The organism is Parabacteroides sp. PH5-46 (assembly GCF_029892785.1).
Lineage (GTDB): Bacteria > Bacteroidota > Bacteroidia > Bacteroidales > Tannerellaceae > DFXE01.
Genome location: NZ_JARXXA010000011.1, coordinates 90,197 through 108,023 on the forward strand (window position 1 = coordinate 90,197; position 17,827 = coordinate 108,023).

Consider the following 17,827-nt stretch of genomic DNA (forward strand, 5'->3'; position numbering starts at 1 on the left):
GATAGATATTTTATGTTAGAAAATACTCCATGCAACGGTAAAGCCTGCCATTACAATAGCAACCATACTCATCAGTTTGATAAGAATATTGAGGCTGGGGCCGGATGTGTCTTTGAAGGGATCTCCTACCGTGTCACCTACAACTGTTGCTTTGTGTACTTCGCTGCCTTTTCCTCCCAGATTACCTTCTTCTACGTATTTTTTCGCATTATCCCAGGCTCCACCTGAGTTGGCCATGAAGATTGCCAATACAAATCCGGTACTTAAACCACCGATTAATAACCCAACAACGCCTGTAACGCCAAAGATGATACCCGTCAGGATAGGAGCGATTATCGCTAATAAAGAAGGAAGGATCATTTCCCTTTGAGCTCCTTTTGTGGAGATTTCTACGCAACGGGCATAATCAGGTTCGGCCTCTCCGGTCAATATTCCTTTGATTTCGCGGAACTGACGGCGAACTTCTTCTACCATACTTCCGGCAGCACGTCCTACGGCATTCATTGTCAGCCCACAGAACAGAAACGCCATCATGGAACCGATGAATATACCAACCAGCACTTTGGGGTTCATAAGTGTTACGTCGTAATAATACATAAAGTCTACAAAAGAGGCTTTGGATATCTCTATCGAGCGCCCGTCGGCAAACTCCAAAAGGGTATGTCCTAAGCGAATCAGCCCTATTTTTATTTCTTCTATGTAGGATGCCAATAACGCTAAACCAGTCAGGGCAGCTGACCCGATGGCAAAGCCTTTTCCCGTTGCAGCAGTTGTGTTGCCCAAAGAGTCCAGAGCATCGGTACGTTTACGCACTTCCGGTCCAAGTCCAGCCATTTCGGCATTACCTCCCGCATTGTCGGCAATGGGTCCGTAAGCGTCTGTTGCTAAGGTGATACCAAGGGTGGATAACATTCCTACGGCAGCGATACCTATGCCATAAAGTCCCATACCTACATTATTAAAGTCGAATCCGGAAGCAAACAAGAATGCGCAGATAATACCTACTACAACTGCCAGCACGGGTACACAAGTTGAAAGCATGCCCAGGCCAAGCCCTGAGATAATAACAGTTGCAGGCCCGGTCTTCCCGGCTTCAGAAACGCGCTGGGTAGGTTTATAGGATTGGGATGTATAGTATTCGGTAGATTGGCCGATGACGATACCTACTAATAGCCCTATGATAACGGCTCCCCCTATCCAGGCCCAGTTCTCTATGCCCAGCAGGTAAAGGATGCCAAAAGCAGAAATAGCTATCAGTATGGAGCTCAGATTTGTGCCGAAAGATAAAGCTTTTAACAGCTGTTTGATACCCGCATCTTCTTTGGTTCTTACCGTAAAGATGCCAAGGATGGACAGTAGAATACCGATTGCAGCAATCAGCATAGGTGCGACAACGGCCTTGTATTGTAGCTCTACACTTCCACTAGAGACAAAGGCTGCGGCTCCCAGAGCTGCAGTTGCCAGGATGGATCCGCAATAAGATTCGTACAGGTCGGCTCCCATACCGGCTACGTCGCCCACATTGTCGCCTACATTATCGGCAATGGTGGCCGGGTTGCGCGGATCGTCTTCCGGAATACCTGCTTCTACTTTCCCTACCAGGTCGGCTCCTACGTCGGCTGCTTTTGTGTAAATACCTCCGCCTACACGGGCAAATAGAGCCTGTGTAGAGGCTCCCATGCCGAAGGTAAGCATAGTAGTAGTTATGATTGTCAGTTTATGAGTCGGATCCATGGCTTCTACCGGGATAACAGCATTTAATATGATATACCAGAACGAGATATCCAATAGTCCCAGGCCTACTACTACCAAGCCCATAACCGCACCACTCCGGAATGCCACTTGTAGGCCTTTATTTAGTGACTTGCTGGCGGCATGTGCCGTACGGGCAGAGGCATATGTAGCTGTCTTCATGCCAAGGAATCCCGCTAGCCCGGAAAAGAAACCACCGGTTAAAAAAGCAATCGGTACCCATTCATTCTGAACATGAAACACAAAGGCCATCAGGGCAAAGAGGATAACCAATGCTAAAAATACAAGAGCAACAACCTTGTACTGCTGCTTGAGATACGACATTGCTCCGGTTCTTACGTGTTGGGCTATTTTAGCCATGAGGGGTGTTCCTTCGCTTTCTTTCATCATTTGGCGGAAGAAATAAAAGGCAAATGCTAGTGCCAGAATAGATGCTATTGGGATAAGCCAAAAGATATTTGTGATCATAGCAGTAAGATTTAATGTTAGCTTGTAAATATAATAAATATGTGATAAAAATGAAAGAAAAGGCAAACATTTTCTAAAAGAATTATGTTTTTCGCATAAAAAAATGCATCTTTGAAACGATAAATCCATCATGAGTATGAAGGTTAAGGGAAATCAGAAAAAGTATAAATTAGGATTGGCTCTTAGTGGTGGGGGTGCGAAGGGTTTTACCTATCTGGGAGTCTTTAAGTTTCTGGAAGAGTGCGAACTGATACCTGATATTATTTCCGGGACAAGTGCCGGAGCTTTGGCTGGCGTATTGTTTGCCGATGGCTATTCGTCAGACGAGATAAAAAAGATCTTTACCGGAAGGGAGTTCTCCGAATTTGCCAGTATACAGATCCCTAAGGCAGGCTTGTTCGATCATAAACGCTTCTTTAATTTCCTGGAGCAACACCTGAGAGCCAGAACATTTGAAGAACTGAAAATCCCTTTGGTCGTGGTAGCAACGGATCTGGATAGAGGCGAAAGCCGTGAGTTCCGAACAGGTTCATTGATAGAGCCGGTGGTTGCCTCCTGCAGCATTCCTATTATCTTTAATCCCGTACAGATCAATGATACATACTATGTAGACGGAGGATTGTTCCGAAACTTTCCGGTCTCCAATATCAGGGGAGAATGCGAACGGATCATTGGTGTAAACGCCAGTCCGCTGATAGCCCAGAAGTATAAACAAACGATCTGGGGGATTGCCGAGCGTTCCTATCATTATATGTTTCGTGCCAATACGTTGGAGGATAGGACTATGTGCGACATTCTGATTGAAATGAAAGATGCCGGACATTATAAAACCTTTGATCTTGAAAATGTAGATCAGATAGCCAGGATCGGATATGATGCGGCTGTTCATTCTTTTGATGCCTTCCTGCAGGAGCAAAACATGGTTAGCTTAGTTAATGCCGTTATGGCCAGGAAGGAACGTATGAAAGATAAATCAGAAAATAAAATACTTAAAAATAGTTGACATGGATAAGATGATTATTTACCAAACCTTTCCCCGGTTGTTTGGCAACACAAATGAGGTATTGGTGCGCAATGGCAATAAGGAAGAGAATGGGGTAGGGAAGTTCTCGGCTTATACCCCTCAGGTACTTGAAAAAATCAAAGAATTAGGTATAACTCATATCTGGTATACCGGTGTTATTGAACATGCAACGCAAACGGACTATTCCTCTTACGGTATCAGGACGGATCATTCGGTGATCGTAAAAGGGAAAGCCGGGTCGCCTTATGCGATTAAAGACTATTACGATATAGATCCGGATCTGGCCGATGATGTTCCTTTCCGCATGGCTGAGTTTGAAAGCCTGGTGGAGCGTACGCATCAGGCCGGCATGAAGGTAATTATCGACTTTGTGCCGAATCATGTGGCCCGGCAGTATCATTCCGACGTTAAGCCGCCCTTTGTGGAGGATCTGGGGCAGCATGATAACACCAATCATGCCTTTGATGTGAACAACAACTTTTACTACATACCAGGGCAGACCTTGGATATCTACTTCGGAGCTCAGCATGAGGACTTTGTATATGCGGAGTTCCCGGCTAAAGCAACGGGAAACAATCGTTTTGATGCACATCCCAATGCTGACGACTGGTACGAGACCGTCAAGTTGAATTATGGAGTCGACTTTCGGAACGGAGGAAGTACTCATTTTGATCCTATTCCGAATACATGGAAAAAGATGTTGGATATCCTGAAATTCTGGGCTGCTAAAGGCATTGATGGCTTCCGCTGCGATATGGCAGAGATGGTTCCTGTTGAATTTTGGAATTGGGCGATTCCTGAAGTTAAAAAGGAGTATAAGGTGTTGTTTATCGCTGAGATATATAATCCTTCAGCCTACAGAAACTTCCTTAGCAGAGGACAGTTTGATTATTTGTACGACAAAGTAGGTTTATATGATACGCTACGTGCTGTTATTCAAAAACAGGCGCCGGCCTCGAATATTACAAGAACCTGGCAGGCGGTTGAGGGTATTCAGGATCACATGCTGAACTTCCTTGAAAATCATGACGAACAGCGTATTGCGTCTGATTTCTTTGCAGGTAACCCCTTTGCCGGTTATCCCGGAATGATTGTTGCTGCTACCATTAGTACGTGTCCGGTTATGATTTATAACGGACAGGAACTGGGCGAAGCTGGAATGGATGACGAAGGTTTTAGCGGACGTGACGGACGGACTACTATCTTTGACTATTGGAGTATGACGAATGTGCGTAACTGGGTCAATCATCATAGCACTTTTAAGCAATACCAACCAACAGAAGAGCAAAAGAGGTTACGCAAACAATATGCCCGTTTGCTTTGTATGGCTCAAAAAGAAGCGGTCTTTACCCAAGGGCAGTTCTATGATCTGATGTATGTAAATATGGATAACTCCCGCTTTAATCCGGACCGACAGTTTGCTTATATGCGGAAATACAAAAATGAAGTGGCGCTTATTGTTGTGAATTTCGACGATACGGAACAAAACGTATGTGTCAATATACCACAAGCTGCCTTTGATTATCTGGAAATAGAGGACAATAAAGCTGCGAAAGTAATAAATTTGCTTATCGGTGAAGAAGCAATTAGTACATTAACTACAGCTGTTCCATACCAAATAAACCTTCCTCCCTACGGGGGGCAAATACTGAAATTTTCGTATTGAAAATTTCATGTAGCATGTAGTAAGGGGTATGTAGTTAGGAACTTACCCCTTGCTACATACCCCTTACCAGTAAACAGCTTTTCTATTATTTTATAGCATAAAGTGAGCTGATGGATTCGTCGTTACATACGCGACGGATCGCTTCGGCAAACATGTCGGCTACTGATAGTATCTTTACTTTAGCACATTTTTTAGAATAGGGGATAGAGTCGGTAAATATCATTTCGGTAAGTGCCGACTGTTCAACGCTTGTAGAGGCTGGGTCTGACATTACAGCGTGGCTGGCTATGGCGCGAACGGATTTGGCTCCGTTGGCCAACATCAGGTCGGCTGCTTTGGTGATGGTACCTGCAGTATCTACAATATCGTCAAGCAACAATACATCCAATCCTTCTACATCTCCGATGATGCGCATTTCGGCTACCTCATTGGCACGCAGGCGTGATTTATGACAGATAACCATCGGTACGCCCAGGTATTTGGAGTAGCTGCTTGCCCGCTTGGTTCCGCCTACATCGGGTGTTGCAATTATTAAGTTGTTGAGAGGCAATTCGTTTTTTATGTATTCTAGGAATACGGAAGAGGCATACAAGTGGTCAACCGGTACATCGAAGAAACCTTGTATCTGGTCGGCATGTAAATCCATAGTTATCAGCCGGTCTATACCCGCTGTGCTGAGCATGTCGGCTATAAGTTTGGCTCCGATGGAAACACGCGGCTTGTCTTTTCTGTCTTGACGAGCCCATCCGTAGTATGGAATAACAGCAATGATGGAATGCGCCGAAGCTCTTTTGGCAGCATCGATCATCAGTAATAACTCCATCAGGTTGTCGGAATTGGGAAACGTAGACTGGACAAGGAACACATCCCTTCCCCGAATAGATTCTTCGTACGACACGGAAAATTCACCGTCTGCATACTTCTGGATGTTCATTTGTCCTAATGTACAACCCAGGCTGCTGCATATTTTTTCGGCCAGATAACGGGAATTCGTCCCTGAGAATAATAGGAAAGGAGTTTGTGCGCTCATAGTTGAGAATGAATTAAACGTAAAAATTGATAAATTTGAGTGCAAAATTACAAAACTTATTTACAATAAGAAATTCCTTACCCTATATTCTTCATTCTACATTCATTATTCTTTATTCTCCTGGATGATCATTCCGCTTCCGATGCAGAGATGATGATCTTTGTCGTATACAACGCCAAACTGGCCGGGGGCTATTCCTTGTATTTTTGCGTCCGACTCGATACGGTACAAGTCTCCGATCCGGCGGATGATGCCGGGGGTGAAGTCGGGGGTATGGCGAATCTTGAATGTAATTTCTTTTTCGTCGCTGAAATCGCCCCAGATGTCTTCTGTTATGAAGTTGAACCCTTGTAGGTTGATTGTCTTTCCGTATTGTGTTTGCGGGTCGTATCCGTTGCTCACGTATACGATGTTGCGCCGGATGTCTTTTTGTATTACGAACCAGGGACCTCCGCTCAGTCCTAGGCCTTTTCGCTGGCCGATGGTGTGGAACCAATAGCCATTATGTTTCCCCAGTATTTTACCGGTTTCCAGCTCAATAATCTTTCCGGGCCGTTTCCCCAGATAGCGTTCGATGAAGTCGTTATAGTTGATCTTCCCCAGAAAGCATATTCCCTGGCTGTCTTTCCGCTGAGCACTGGGTAGTTTCTGTTCGCTAGCGATAGCCCGTACTTCGTTTTTCATCAAATGGCCGATCGGAAACATCAGTTTTTGTATCTGCAGGTTTGTGATCTGCCCCAGGAAGTCGGTCTGGTCTTTCAGTGGGTCTTTTGCCGTAGAGAGCCATGTCTTGCCGTCTATCTCCGTAGTTGTGGCATAATGACCGGTGGCTATTTTGTCGAAATCCTTTCCCCAGCGATCTTCAAAGCATCCGAATTTGATGTATTTGTTGCACATCATGTCGGGATTGGGCGTCAGGCCTCTTTTTACTGAGTCGATGGTGTAACTCACCACCTTTTCCCAGTATTCGTCGTGCAGGGATACCACTTCAAAGCGGCAGCCGTATCTTTTTGCAATATAAGAGGTGATCTCAATATCCTCTTCCGACGGGCAGTCTATATACCCGTCTTTGTCTTCCATTCCTATCTTTATATAATAGATGACAGGTTCGTATCCGGCTTCCTTCAATAAATGAACGACTACCGAACTATCCACTCCGCCTGAGACCAATGCTGCAATTTCCATTCCTTTTGTTTTGAGTTACAAAGATAATAAGTTTTGATGAGAACTCGGAAATAGCTGAATTCTTCCGTTAAAACCATCCGATAAGAGAAAAATTTCATTGGGATGAGAATCTTTTCTCACCCGCATGAGAAAAAATTCTCATCCACGTGAGAAAAAATTCTCATGCAGGTGAAACTTTTTTATGCGAGCGCAAATTTTTATTTTTTTGTTGAGGATTTTGTCGATTAATAAAGGGATGGGGAGTGAGTCGTTTATCAGTAGTATATAAAAAAGAAAAGGTTATCCATCACGGACAACCAATCTTCATTGCTAACCTTAAATCTAATACCATGAAAAACACAGTGCAAATATAAGTGAAATATGTTTTGCAACATAGCTTTTCGACATAAAAATGCGAAGCCTTAACGATGTTTAACAAAAGTATGTTATAGAACATATTTTTGTTAAAGTTTTCCGGCGGCTTTTCGGTAGCTTGTTTTGCAGATCTGAAGGGAGGCTTGAGCGTTTATTAGCTCTGTTTTAGCCTTTTGCCAGACGGTTTGTGCTTCCAGATGGTCGGCCAGAGTTTCCATGCCGCTTTCGTACATATTCTTGCTTACTTTCATGTTCTCTTCCGCTTGCTCAAGCGAATGAGCTGTTAGCGCTGTTTCTAAGTAGGCCTCGTCTAAGGCATTCATGGCTTGCGCTACCTCCAACGACATCTTCTCTTCGGCATCCATCTTCCGGAGCTTGGCGATATTTTCTTCTACCCGCGCGGCCTTTACCTTGTTATATCCTTTTCCCCACTCAAACAGGGGGATGCTGACAGATATAAGAGCCGAGAAGCCGCCTTTTTCCAATAGCTTATCTCCATTGAATTTCAGGCCGTCGTAGTAATTGTAAGAGCCCCTTACGCCTACGCTGGGGAGGAAGTCACTACGGGTTAGTTTGATCTCCTGTTGTTTGAGGTCTATCTGCTTGGACAGTAGCTCAAATTCCGGACGTAGACTGATATCGGCCGTAGGCTCACTGTTTATACTTGTCGGTTCGGGGAATGATTCGGAAACGATAACCGGACTATTCAACGGCAATCCGATGGTGTGGCATAAGTTCATGCGTGCCAGCCGGATGGCATTCTCTGCACGGCGGAGTTGCAGCTCGGCTTCATTCAGCTTTACCTGTACTTTCAATACGTCGTTCCGCTGCTTCAGGCCTACTGCCCGGGCGTTTTCTACGTTCCGTAGCAACTCCTCTACCACCTCTTTGTACTTGAGGGCCGAGAGGTGTAGTTCGCGTACTTTGATACAAGTCCAGTAGGCTTCATCGGTTTGCATAATCACTTCCGTACGAGTGAGTTCCCGGTTTGATTCAGACATTTCTTTTCCGATGGTAGACATACGGTAGGCCGCCCGTATCTTCCCTCCCATATAGAGCGGTTGTTCGGCGCTTACACCTGCTATAAAGGTGTTGTTCAGCCCTAACTCAATCGGGATATCCGGGATAAAGGATAACTCAGCCGGGAAGGTGATATCCTTCTTAAACTTGGAAGAAGAGAACAGGTAAGTGCCATTGGCAGAGAACATAGGAAGGAAATTAGCCCGATATGCCTTTACATCGTAGCCTGCCTTTTCCTGTGTTTGTTGCGCGATGGCTGATTCCTTGTTGTTCGCCAATGCCATTTCGCGGCATTGTTCCAGCGAGAGCAACTGCTGTGCCCCCAGCAGGAAGGGGAACAGGCAGCATATCAGGACTATATAGATACGTTTTGTTGACATGACTTATTCTTTATCTGATTTGACATGGATACCAAAAAATACGGCATAAAGCACGGGAATGAATAGTAGCGTAATGATTGTTCCTATCAGCAATCCACCCATGATGGTTACAGCCAGCGAGCCGAACATATCGTCTGATATCAGCGGAATCATCCCCAAAATAGTAGTGAGGGATGCCATCATAACCGGACGGAAGCGGCTGGAAGAACTGTCGAGCAAGGCCTTAACAGGCTCTACCCCCGATGATATCTGCAAGGTAATCTCGTCCATCAATACAATGCCGTTTTTAATCATCATACCTATCAAGCCCAATACCCCTACAATCGCCACAAAGCCAAAGGACTTGCCGGAGAGTAACATACCTGCCACTACACCTACGCAGATCAAAGGGATACAGCAGAAGATGATAGCCGGCTTCCGATAGTCTTTAAAGAGCATAATCAGGATGGCAATCATCAGGATAATAGCCAGTGGGAAATTCTTGAAGAGGTAGGTCGTTGCTTGGCTGCTGGCCTTGTATTCGCCCTCCCATTGCAGCGAATAACCTGCCGGAAGCGGGATGGCTTCAATCTCTTCTTTGATGCTCTGGCGCACTTTTTCAGCTCCGTTTCCAAAGGCCGTATTGCATTGTGCGCGCATGGCTCGTTGGCCGTTATACCGCACGACTACAGGGTCTTCCCATTTTAGCTTGATGCCGTTGCTGGCCTGGCTGAGGGGGACAGTACGTAGCATACTTGCCAGCAGGTCTTCTTCCGAAATACTTCCGGTGATAAGGCCTTCCAAGGTTTGTTTATCAATCTGTTGCAGCGGCGGAATCATGCTGAATATCGGTGTGTTATCTAATGATTCCACGGGATTGCCTTCTGCGTCAACCGATTTCAGGTAGATGGTTTGCCGGTGTTTTCCCTCAAAGAAAGTACCTGTCGGGATCCCTCCGGTGGCCGAAAGGACAGATAAGCCTACGTCTGAGCGGCTTAGCCCGATATTCCGGGCGATGGGCTGGTTGTAGTCTATCATCAGGACAGGCGTTTCCGGCTCCCAGTCGTTCCGTACCAGCATAGCAAGCGGACTTTCGTTCATAATGGCTTCTGCCTGAGCTGTCAACTGCTTCAATACAGCTGGGTCTGGACCACTGAACTGTACCTCTATCGGATATTTTTTGTACATCAGGTTGTAGCGCTTCAAACGCACATAAGCATCCGGATACTGCCTGCTCAGGTAGGTTTGTATCTCTTCCATCGTAGATACCAAGGCCTTAGGAGAGGTGTAGTCTACAATCAACTCGCCATACGAGAGGGAGGGATCGGCTATGCTGCGCACCAGGTTGTAACGGCTGGGCGTGCCTCCGATTGAGGTAGTTACATGCTTGATGTCGTCTCTGTTTAAGAGGTACTTTTCAATGCTAATCAGATCTTCTTTTACCTGAGTGCTGTTTACCCCTTCCGATAATTTGTATTCGATATACAACTGGTCGTAGTTCATGTCGGGGAAGAACTCCTGCGGAAGGAAGCGGTAACAGAATCCACTTATGCCTACCAGAATGACAGCCAGTATAATGGTTACGGTTTTATGCCCCAATGTCCACGACAAAACACTCCGTAAAGCTCTGTAATATTTATTATCGAAGGGGTCTTTGCCGTCTTCCGATGGCTTGGTTTTCAATAGCCTGTCCGCATCAATCGGAACCTGCGTGAGCGCCAGTATCCAACTGAGTAGTAGAGATACAGCCAGTACAATAAATAAATCACGAACATAAACCCCAGCCGTATCCGGAGACAGGAAGATCGGGAAGAAGGCCAGGATAGCGATAAACGTTGCTCCCAACAAAGGAATAGCTGTTTTTCGTCCAATAGCGGTTAGGGCTTCCCTCCTGTCTTTTCCCCGCTTTAAATCAACTAATATCCCGTCTGTAATCACGATGGCATTATCAACCAACATCCCCATCGCCAGAATAAAAGCAGCCAGGGATACGCGCTGCAAGGTACCATCGAATATATTCAGCACAAAAAACGAACCGAATACAATGATAACCAAGCTGAAGCCCAATATAAGCCCGCTTTTGAAGCCCATCGTGAAGATCAATACCAAAACAACAATAAAGACAGACTCTACTAGGTTGATTAAGAATGTATTCAAGGCCGAATTTACCCGCTCCGGCTGATAGAATACTTTATGAAACTCAATCCCTGCCGGGATGCGTGTCTCCTTTAATGTCTCCAGTTTGGCATCCACTAATTTGCCCAGTTTGGTGACATCTGTTCCGCTTTGAGCGGCAATGGAAATACCGAAGGCCTGTTGCCCGTCGTAGCGCATCTCGTTCCGTACCGGCTCTTCATACCCTAAGGAGACCCGGGCAATGTCTTTCAGGCGTAACTGATCTTCTTCATGCCCCTGTAGAAGCAGGTTTTCAATGTCTTCTACGTTTCTGTATTTGTCATTTACGGATACACGGATACGCTTCAAGCCACTCTCGTAATAGCCGGAATAGATGGTTTGGTTTTGCCCGTTCAGGGTAGAAAGCACCTCTGCCGGATGCACCCCTAAGTTAGCCAGGCGGTCTTGTAGCAGTTCGATGTTGATGCAATCGCTCTTTTTTCCGTAAATATCAACTTGCGATATGCCTTTAATATCTTGTATTTCACGTTTTACCATCTCGGCATAATCCCCCAGTTCTTTATCGGAAAAGCCGTCTGTCGTTATGGCATAGAACATCCCGTACACATCCCCGAAGTTGTCTATTACCTGTGAGGTACCTGCTCCGTCGGGCAGGCTGCTCTGTACGTCGTTTACTTTTCGCCGGAGCATGTCCCAGTTTTGCTCTACTTCCCCGTCAGGAACAGTAGTCACGAGCTCTACGGTAATCATCGAAACATCGTTCATGGAGCGGCTTTGGATGTTGTCCACATTGGACATGGAGCGGATATTCTTCTCCAATAAATCAGTTACTTCCAGCTCTACCTGGTGTGCCGAAGCACCCGGATAGGTGGTAACTACCATGGCCTGCTTTACCTTTATCTCCGGGTCTTCTAGCTTGCTCATATCGCCGAAAGCCAGCATCCCGCCTATCAGCATGACGGTAATGAGGAAATAAATCAACTTTTTGTTATTCAGCGCCCAACTGCTTATATCCATCATAATAAGCCTCCTATATTGGTAGATGAAACAGCCGGAAGAAGTTCTACACTTTGTCCCTCTTTCAGTGAGTTAGCCCCTGCTGTAACGATAATCTCTCCTGCATTTAAGCCTTCGGAGATCACGACTGTTCCGTTTGTTTTTACCTCCAATGGCTTAACAATCCGGGCAGATACGCTTTGTTTCTCTTTATTGTACACCCAAACAGCCGAGTGCTCATTATCGCCAAATAAAGCAGATAAAGGAATGACTGTCAGCATCGATTCCTTCTCTTTGTAGTTGAGCGTTACGGTAGCTGTCATACCCGCCGTGGGGAAGGATTGCCCCGAAATCTCTTTTAGTCGCAGACGCATGGTGTAGAGCTGGTTCATGTTGGCTTTCTGCGTAATACCAATCAGCTCCAGCGGGAAAGAAACCTCCGGGAAAATGTCTACAGCGCAGGTATATTCATTAAACTCCTGTCTACGCATATATTCGGAAGAAGGAATGTTTATTTCAACTTCCGGAGAGCCTGTATTAATCATGGATATAACCGGGTATCCGGCGCTGATTGTCTCTTCGGCATCAAAGAGGCGCTTCTGTATATAGCCGTTGAAGGGAGCATACAGGCGGGTGTCCTGTAGCGCATTCTTATGCGCATTGTACTTAGCCGTGATCTGCTGTAGCCCGTAGACTGCCTTTTCATAGTCATTAGGCGCTATGCTTTGTTTCTGATAAAGGTCTATGATCCGTTCGGCTTCGCCTTTTATCTGTTTATACTCCGCTTCAGTAGCCGATAGTTGTATCTCATAATCCCTAGGATCTATCTCCGCCAGTAATTGTCCCTTTCTGACGTATGTACCCGCCTCTACTGGTACACGCAAAAGCGTTCCGCTCACCCGGAAAGCCAGGTTTACATCGGCTGCAGCCTTTATTTTGCCGGGGAAGGAAACCGATAGTTCCTGCCCGTATACTCTTACTGTGTCGGTTTTTACTGTAACGATTGTTTCCGGTTGTGTTTTTCCGGATGAACAAGCAGTGTAAAGGAGGGGAAGTATGCCCAATAACCCTATTAAAATCTTTTTCATATTCATAATTGCATGTTATGGATTCAAATTGAAGACTTTGCAAAAATAAAGAGAAAAGGTAGGCCTTAGCTGTTCGTTTTGTTGTCAAAAATGTTCTAAACAGGAAAAAGCCTTTTGAATCGGTATATTTTTTCAGGAAATAATGTTTAATTTTGGAAAAATAGCATGAGAAAAGATGTTACTTGAAAAGAAAAATACAGCCGGTATTGACTCTATTTCTATCGTAGATACACGTGATACGGCTTTTGACAGCTTCACGATAGAAGGCTGGGAAATAGATGTATTGGGGATGGAAACCGTTCCCAAACTGGTAGATGCGGCAGGTTTATGTGTCTGCTTGCAGGGAGATGCTGAAATCGCCTTGGATGGCAGGAGCTATCATTTTAAAAAGGGTGACCTATGTGTGCTGTTGCCTCATACAATCCTGCAAATCAGTCGAAAAAGTAAAGATTTTAAGGGTTATACATTGGCCGGTACTTCAGAGTTTGTTCACAATATAAACATCCCTTCTTCTACGGCTATTTATCTGTATATTAAAGAAAATCCCTGTATCTCGCTAAGCCGTGACGAACAGCAGATGCTCCTTTCGCTTTGCGACATGATAAAAGAGAAAGACATGAGAAAGGGGCATTTGTTCCGGTATGAAATTACAGAAATGCTACTACTCACATTATGTTATGAGATTGTAGCGATCTATCAGAAGGGGAAGCCATTGGAACGACAGTCTTACTCAAGGAAAAGTACATTGTTTATCCGTTTTCAACACCTGATCGCTTCGCACTACCATACGCATCGCAATGTAGAGTTCTATGCTGAGCAGCTATTCATCACGCCACGCTACCTGTCTGCTATAACAAAAGACATATCAGGCATGACAGCCGCAGAGTGCATCATCCGGGTGGTAATCATCAATGCCCGCCTGCTATTGAGCACAACGAAGCTAACCATCCAGCAGATCTCCGACCAACTAAACTTCCCCAACCCCTCCTTCTTCAGCCAATATTTCAAAAAAAATACCGGAATGACTCCAAAGGAGTTCCGGGATCAGTATTGATCAGCTTTTTCTTTCATCCGTTTGGCGCGTTTTTCGCTGTCGGGGTGAGAGGAAAACATTTTTTGTACGGTTGAGGCTTTTTCGCCGCTGCTTAAGCTCACCAGTTTGCTTAAGGCATTAGCCATGCCGTAAGGGTCGAAATTATTATTCACACAGAATTGGAGTGCATAATCATCGGCAGCATATTCTTGTTTTTGTGAGAATTGTGCATCACCGAACGCATCGGCCAACTCGCCTAATTGAGACTCGGTTAGTGATTGGGCTACACTGCCGGTTGCGGCAACTACATTCTTAGCCGCTGAACGTAAATAGGCATTTTTCATGGCGTCTTTCACGTCTGTACTGGCGATATGTCCGATCTCATGTCCTATAACGGCCATCACTTCAGAGTCATCCATTAATTCCATCAGGCCTCCACACACGCGGATACTTCCGTCTCCACTGGCAAAGGCATTTACATCTGTCACATAATACACTTTGAAGTTCAGATTCAGTCCGTCTATGCCTTTCAGGTTGGAAGTGAGGCGTTCCAGGCGGGCGCCCATTTCCGTATCAGGACCGGCTACCGGATTGTTGGCATCCATCCATTCGATGTATTCGCTACAAAGCGCTGCAATGTCAGCATCGCTAAGGGTTACTGCTTTAGCTACATCTTCAGCAGCATTGACAATCTTTTTTGTGTCGATTTTTCTTCCGCCGATTTTAATCTGTGCATCCATTCCGGAACATACGCCCATAATAAGGGCAAGAGATAATAAAATTGTTCTCATACAAGTAAAATTTGATTAAATAAATAGTTACTTAAGCTTAATGCTCTCTCAAATAATTTTCTAATTGTTCAAACGAGGTATCTTTTAATATTACTTTTTTCTCTTTATCCAGCAAGTAAATCGTAGGAATGGCTTTTAAATCATAGATTTCTCCATTTTGCAATAACGTACCTTTGTCATACGAATTGATCCATTCGGCGGGAACCTGGTTCAGATAGTTTTTCCATTCCTGTAAGTCTTCGTCCGGATAAACAGCCAATATGGTTAGTCTTTTTTCGCTTATCAGATAACTGGTCGTGAGCGATGACATCAGCATTTCTGTAATTTCCTTGCAATTATGGCAGCCGGGGTTATAAAAGAAGACCAAAGTGTAGTCTGATTTGATTTTATAAAGCGTTCCGCTTTGCCCGTTTGCAAGGGTATAGGTGAAGTCCGTAGCCTTCTCGCCCACACGATTTCTTTTGGCTACTTTCAGCAGATGGGTTGGGCGTATTTTTTCCGTTACCAGTGGCGAAGCGATCATATATTCCAATACCGGTATATATAGCTCGTCACTGCGAAAAGGAGAGTTCGGGTCGTACAGATATTTCTCGTACAACTCAATGAAATGAGTAAACATTCGGGGAGTAGCCTCTGCCTTTTGCAGCGTACCATTAATGGATGCTACGGCCGTTTTATAAGATACAAGAGGCAATATGTCAAGGTAATCCACAAAAGCCTGCTCAGTTACCTCAGGCAAATGGATGTAAGTCGTATCTGTAAAATCGAAATGATCCCAATAATGCTTTACCAGGAAATCGGCTCTGTCTTCCGGACTTGTGAGGATACTGGGAACTGTAGCCATCTGAAAGGTGGGTTGAGGAGTATCCTCAACAGGAGTGGTCGTATTTTTACTTTGCTGTCCGTTACAATTTACAAACAGCATGGATAATAGGATAATCGTATATTTCTTTATCATATTTTGTTCAATATTAACAGTAAACGGCATTACTGATTGTTTAAGATTACAAATATAATGCAAAAAAACGAACTCTCATGTCTATTCTATTGCTGTAATTATTCATGAGCTTTGAGTATGTTCCGGAGAGTTATATATTTGGCTATATAGATTTATTTACGATATTTGTCGCATATAAAGTAACATCTACTTAATTTAAACCCAGTGACGAAAGAACCCGAACATATCTTGCTGCAATTCAGCCTGCTTTATGAGAAATATGTTCCAGGTCTGTTGTTTTACGCCCGAAAGTTCGTTTCTTATCCCATAGCCGAAGATATTGTTCATGACCTCTTTCTTAAAATATGGAAAGAGAAAACTTTTTTTATCATTGATGAAACGATATCAAGTTATCTTTACCGGGCAGTGCAAAATGCCTGTCTGAACTATTTGAAGCATCAATCCGTACGTCAGGAATATGTGGATAAAGCAATTATGGAATTAAAGATAGAGGAATTAACCACAACTTCTCCTGATCACCAACTCATGGATCGGGAGCAAATAGACAATCTTCATCGTGCGATCGACCAATTACCTGATAAATGTAAAGAAGTATTTCATTTGTCTTATTTTGAAGAAAAGAAAAATTTGGAAATAGCTGATTCTTTGGGTATTTCCGTACGTACTGTCGAATCACATTTATATAAAGCGCTTCAACTTTTGAGGAAATCCTTTACTCCTTTTATTTTTCTTTTGTGAAAAAAATATAAAATTACAAAGTGTCACTAAGTAATATTGACAATCTAATTGTATCATGTGTATATGGAAGAACATAGCAACATAGAAGCCATTATTCTGCACTATCTTCAGCATACTATATCTGAGGATGAGATGAGGGTCTTAATGGCATGGGTGAAAGAAAGTGAGGAGAATAAAAAACTGTTTTTCCAACTAAAAAACACATATGACTTGCAGAGAGGTTTATACCCTAGTCCGGAAGAAATAAAAGACAGTAAAGAACGTCTATTGGCTAAGTTGCATAAAATAGAAGAGTCCGAACGTCAAAAACAAATAAAGCAGGCTAAAGGCAGGCGTTTGATGTCACTTTACAAATACACGGCTGTTGCCGTGTTATGCATAGGTTTGACTTTGGGTATGCAACATTTGTTTAATTCAGGAAAAGCGACTCAATATGTAGAATTAGACCTTGAAGCAGGCCCCCGGATGAGCCACATGACATTGTCTGACGGAACAAAAGTAGTATTGAATGCCTCCTCAAAACTCAAGTTTCCGGAGAAGTTTAATAAGAATGTTAGGGAAGTGTTTCTGGATGGTGAAGCCTATTTTGATGTCGTGAAAAATGAAAAAATTCCCTTTGTTGTACGAACAGATAAGCAAGTAATTACTGTATTAGGAACCCAATTTAATGTAATGAATTATTCGGCAGACGACTACGCGATTACTACTTTAGTGAGTGGTAGTATTCAATTGCAATCCATTGGAGAATCAAATGAAGAAGTTGTCCTAAAGCCTAATCAGCAAGCATTTTTCAACAAAAACACAAATCAGCTTGCTCTTTCATCTGTGAAGATTGACTTGGACAGGACTTGGGTAAACAAACTCTATCATTTCAGGAAAGAACCTCTGCATTTAATTGCGGCACGCTTAGAAAAGATTTATGGTGTGAATATACAAATAAAGAATGATTCGATCAGAAATATAGAGTGTACAGGAACGTTCGGACTGGATCAGAAAATAGAAGAAGTGTTGAGGTTGATTAATTTTGAAAAGTTGTTCACATATAAAATAAAAGGAGACGATATTATAATTGAATAAGAATTTACATAAACATGTTTAACCCTTAAATGAAAATGCCTATGATGCCTATATCCTGAAAGAAAAACCGGACAATGTTTGCGGCATCGCCCGGTCAAGTAAAATTCATTTTAACTCATTAAACACCCTTTCCTGTTGTGTCAAATTATCGG

General features: G+C 43.9%; 13 protein-coding genes. 5 read left to right on the plus strand and 8 right to left on the minus strand.

The genetic code is table 11. The features are described from left to right. Positions 1-15: 15 nt before the first annotated feature. Complete coding sequence (locus M2470_RS12425; RefSeq protein WP_280745279.1) at positions 16-2,220, minus strand: sodium-translocating pyrophosphatase; 2,205 nt, start codon at positions 2,218-2,220, stop codon at positions 16-18. A 136-nt stretch (positions 2,221-2,356) separates the two neighbouring features. Here M2470_RS12425 and M2470_RS12430 point away from each other — a divergent pair, with 136 nt between their 5' ends. Both M2470_RS12430 and M2470_RS12435 read left to right on the plus strand, forming a co-directional pair. Next, positions 2,357-3,223, plus strand: a complete 867-nt coding sequence (locus tag M2470_RS12430) for a patatin-like phospholipase family protein (RefSeq protein WP_280745278.1) — start codon at positions 2,357-2,359, stop codon at positions 3,221-3,223. Between the two features lies 1 nt (position 3,224). Further along, positions 3,225-4,910, plus strand: coding sequence for an alpha-amylase family glycosyl hydrolase (locus tag M2470_RS12435; RefSeq protein ID WP_280745277.1), 1,686 nt, complete (start codon positions 3,225-3,227; stop codon positions 4,908-4,910). 85 nt (positions 4,911-4,995) lie between these two features. Here M2470_RS12435 and M2470_RS12440 read toward each other — a convergent pair whose 3' ends face one another. From M2470_RS12440 to M2470_RS12460, 5 genes are all read right to left on the minus strand, one after another. After that, on the minus strand, positions 4,996-5,940 hold the full coding sequence (locus M2470_RS12440) for a ribose-phosphate pyrophosphokinase (RefSeq protein WP_280745276.1): 945 nt from the start codon (positions 5,938-5,940) through the stop codon (positions 4,996-4,998). 105 nt (positions 5,941-6,045) lie between these two features. Next, complete coding sequence (mnmA, locus tag M2470_RS12445; RefSeq protein WP_280745275.1) at positions 6,046-7,125, minus strand: tRNA 2-thiouridine(34) synthase MnmA; 1,080 nt, start codon at positions 7,123-7,125, stop codon at positions 6,046-6,048. A gap of 443 nt (positions 7,126-7,568) precedes the next feature. Then, the gene (locus tag M2470_RS12450; protein ID WP_280745274.1) at positions 7,569-8,879 is read right to left on the minus strand and encodes a TolC family protein; all 1,311 of its coding nucleotides are present in this window, start codon (positions 8,877-8,879) and stop codon (positions 7,569-7,571) included. Between the two features lie 3 nt (positions 8,880-8,882). Further along, positions 8,883-12,011: an efflux RND transporter permease subunit gene (locus tag M2470_RS12455; protein WP_280745354.1), complete on the minus strand. Its 3,129-nt coding sequence runs from the start codon at positions 12,009-12,011 to the stop codon at positions 8,883-8,885. Beyond that, entirely contained in the window at positions 12,011-13,078 is a 1,068-nt protein-coding gene (locus tag M2470_RS12460; protein ID WP_280745273.1) for an efflux RND transporter periplasmic adaptor subunit, read from the minus strand. Before M2470_RS12460 ends, M2470_RS12455 begins: the two co-directional genes overlap by 1 nt. A gap of 175 nt (positions 13,079-13,253) precedes the next feature. On the opposite strand from M2470_RS12460, the gene M2470_RS12465 reads away from it, so the two are divergent. After that, positions 13,254-14,132 carry a helix-turn-helix domain-containing protein gene (locus M2470_RS12465; RefSeq protein ID WP_280745272.1) on the plus strand — a complete coding sequence of 293 codons (879 nt, stop codon included), beginning with the start codon at positions 13,254-13,256 and terminating at the stop codon, positions 14,130-14,132. Here M2470_RS12465 and M2470_RS12470 read toward each other — a convergent pair. Beyond that, on the minus strand, positions 14,123-14,902 hold the full coding sequence (locus M2470_RS12470) for a M48 family metallopeptidase (RefSeq protein WP_280745271.1): 780 nt from the start codon (positions 14,900-14,902) through the stop codon (positions 14,123-14,125). The genes M2470_RS12465 and M2470_RS12470 overlap by 10 nt on opposite strands. A 37-nt stretch (positions 14,903-14,939) precedes the next feature. Next, positions 14,940-15,860, minus strand: coding sequence for a DUF5106 domain-containing protein (locus M2470_RS12475; RefSeq protein WP_280745270.1), 921 nt, complete (start codon positions 15,858-15,860; stop codon positions 14,940-14,942). 204 nt (positions 15,861-16,064) lie between these two features. On the opposite strand from M2470_RS12475, the gene M2470_RS12480 reads away from it, so the two are divergent. Both M2470_RS12480 and M2470_RS12485 read left to right on the plus strand, forming a co-directional pair. Further along, the gene (locus M2470_RS12480) at positions 16,065-16,598 is read left to right on the plus strand and encodes an RNA polymerase sigma-70 factor (protein ID WP_280745269.1); all 534 of its coding nucleotides are present in this window, start codon (positions 16,065-16,067) and stop codon (positions 16,596-16,598) included. Between the two features lie 63 nt (positions 16,599-16,661). Next, a complete protein-coding gene (locus tag M2470_RS12485; RefSeq protein ID WP_280745268.1) occupies positions 16,662-17,675 on the plus strand; it encodes a FecR domain-containing protein in 1,014 nt (337 codons plus the stop codon). The last annotated feature ends 152 nt before the right edge of the window (positions 17,676-17,827 follow it).

Coding starts and splice junctions, on each gene's coding strand:
- M2470_RS12450 (WP_280745274.1), bottom strand. CDS start 8,879: ATGTCAACAAAACGTATCTATATAGTCCTGATATGCTGCCTGTTCCCC.
- M2470_RS12435 (WP_280745277.1), top strand. CDS start 3,225: ATGGATAAGATGATTATTTACCAAACCTTTCCCCGGTTGTTTGGCAAC.
- M2470_RS12485 (WP_280745268.1), top strand. CDS start 16,662: ATGGAAGAACATAGCAACATAGAAGCCATTATTCTGCACTATCTTCAG.
- M2470_RS12440 (WP_280745276.1), bottom strand. CDS start 5,940: ATGAGCGCACAAACTCCTTTCCTATTATTCTCAGGGACGAATTCCCGT.
- M2470_RS12460 (WP_280745273.1), bottom strand. CDS start 13,078: ATGAAAAAGATTTTAATAGGGTTATTGGGCATACTTCCCCTCCTTTAC.
- M2470_RS12430 (WP_280745278.1), top strand. CDS start 2,357: ATGAAGGTTAAGGGAAATCAGAAAAAGTATAAATTAGGATTGGCTCTT.
- M2470_RS12475 (WP_280745270.1), bottom strand. CDS start 15,860: ATGATAAAGAAATATACGATTATCCTATTATCCATGCTGTTTGTAAAT.
- M2470_RS12465 (WP_280745272.1), top strand. CDS start 13,254: ATGTTACTTGAAAAGAAAAATACAGCCGGTATTGACTCTATTTCTATC.
- M2470_RS12425 (WP_280745279.1), bottom strand. CDS start 2,220: ATGATCACAAATATCTTTTGGCTTATCCCAATAGCATCTATTCTGGCA.
- M2470_RS12455 (WP_280745354.1), bottom strand. CDS start 12,011: ATGGATATAAGCAGTTGGGCGCTGAATAACAAAAAGTTGATTTATTTC.
- M2470_RS12470 (WP_280745271.1), bottom strand. CDS start 14,902: ATGAGAACAATTTTATTATCTCTTGCCCTTATTATGGGCGTATGTTCC.
- mnmA (WP_280745275.1), bottom strand. CDS start 7,125: ATGGAAATTGCAGCATTGGTCTCAGGCGGAGTGGATAGTTCGGTAGTC.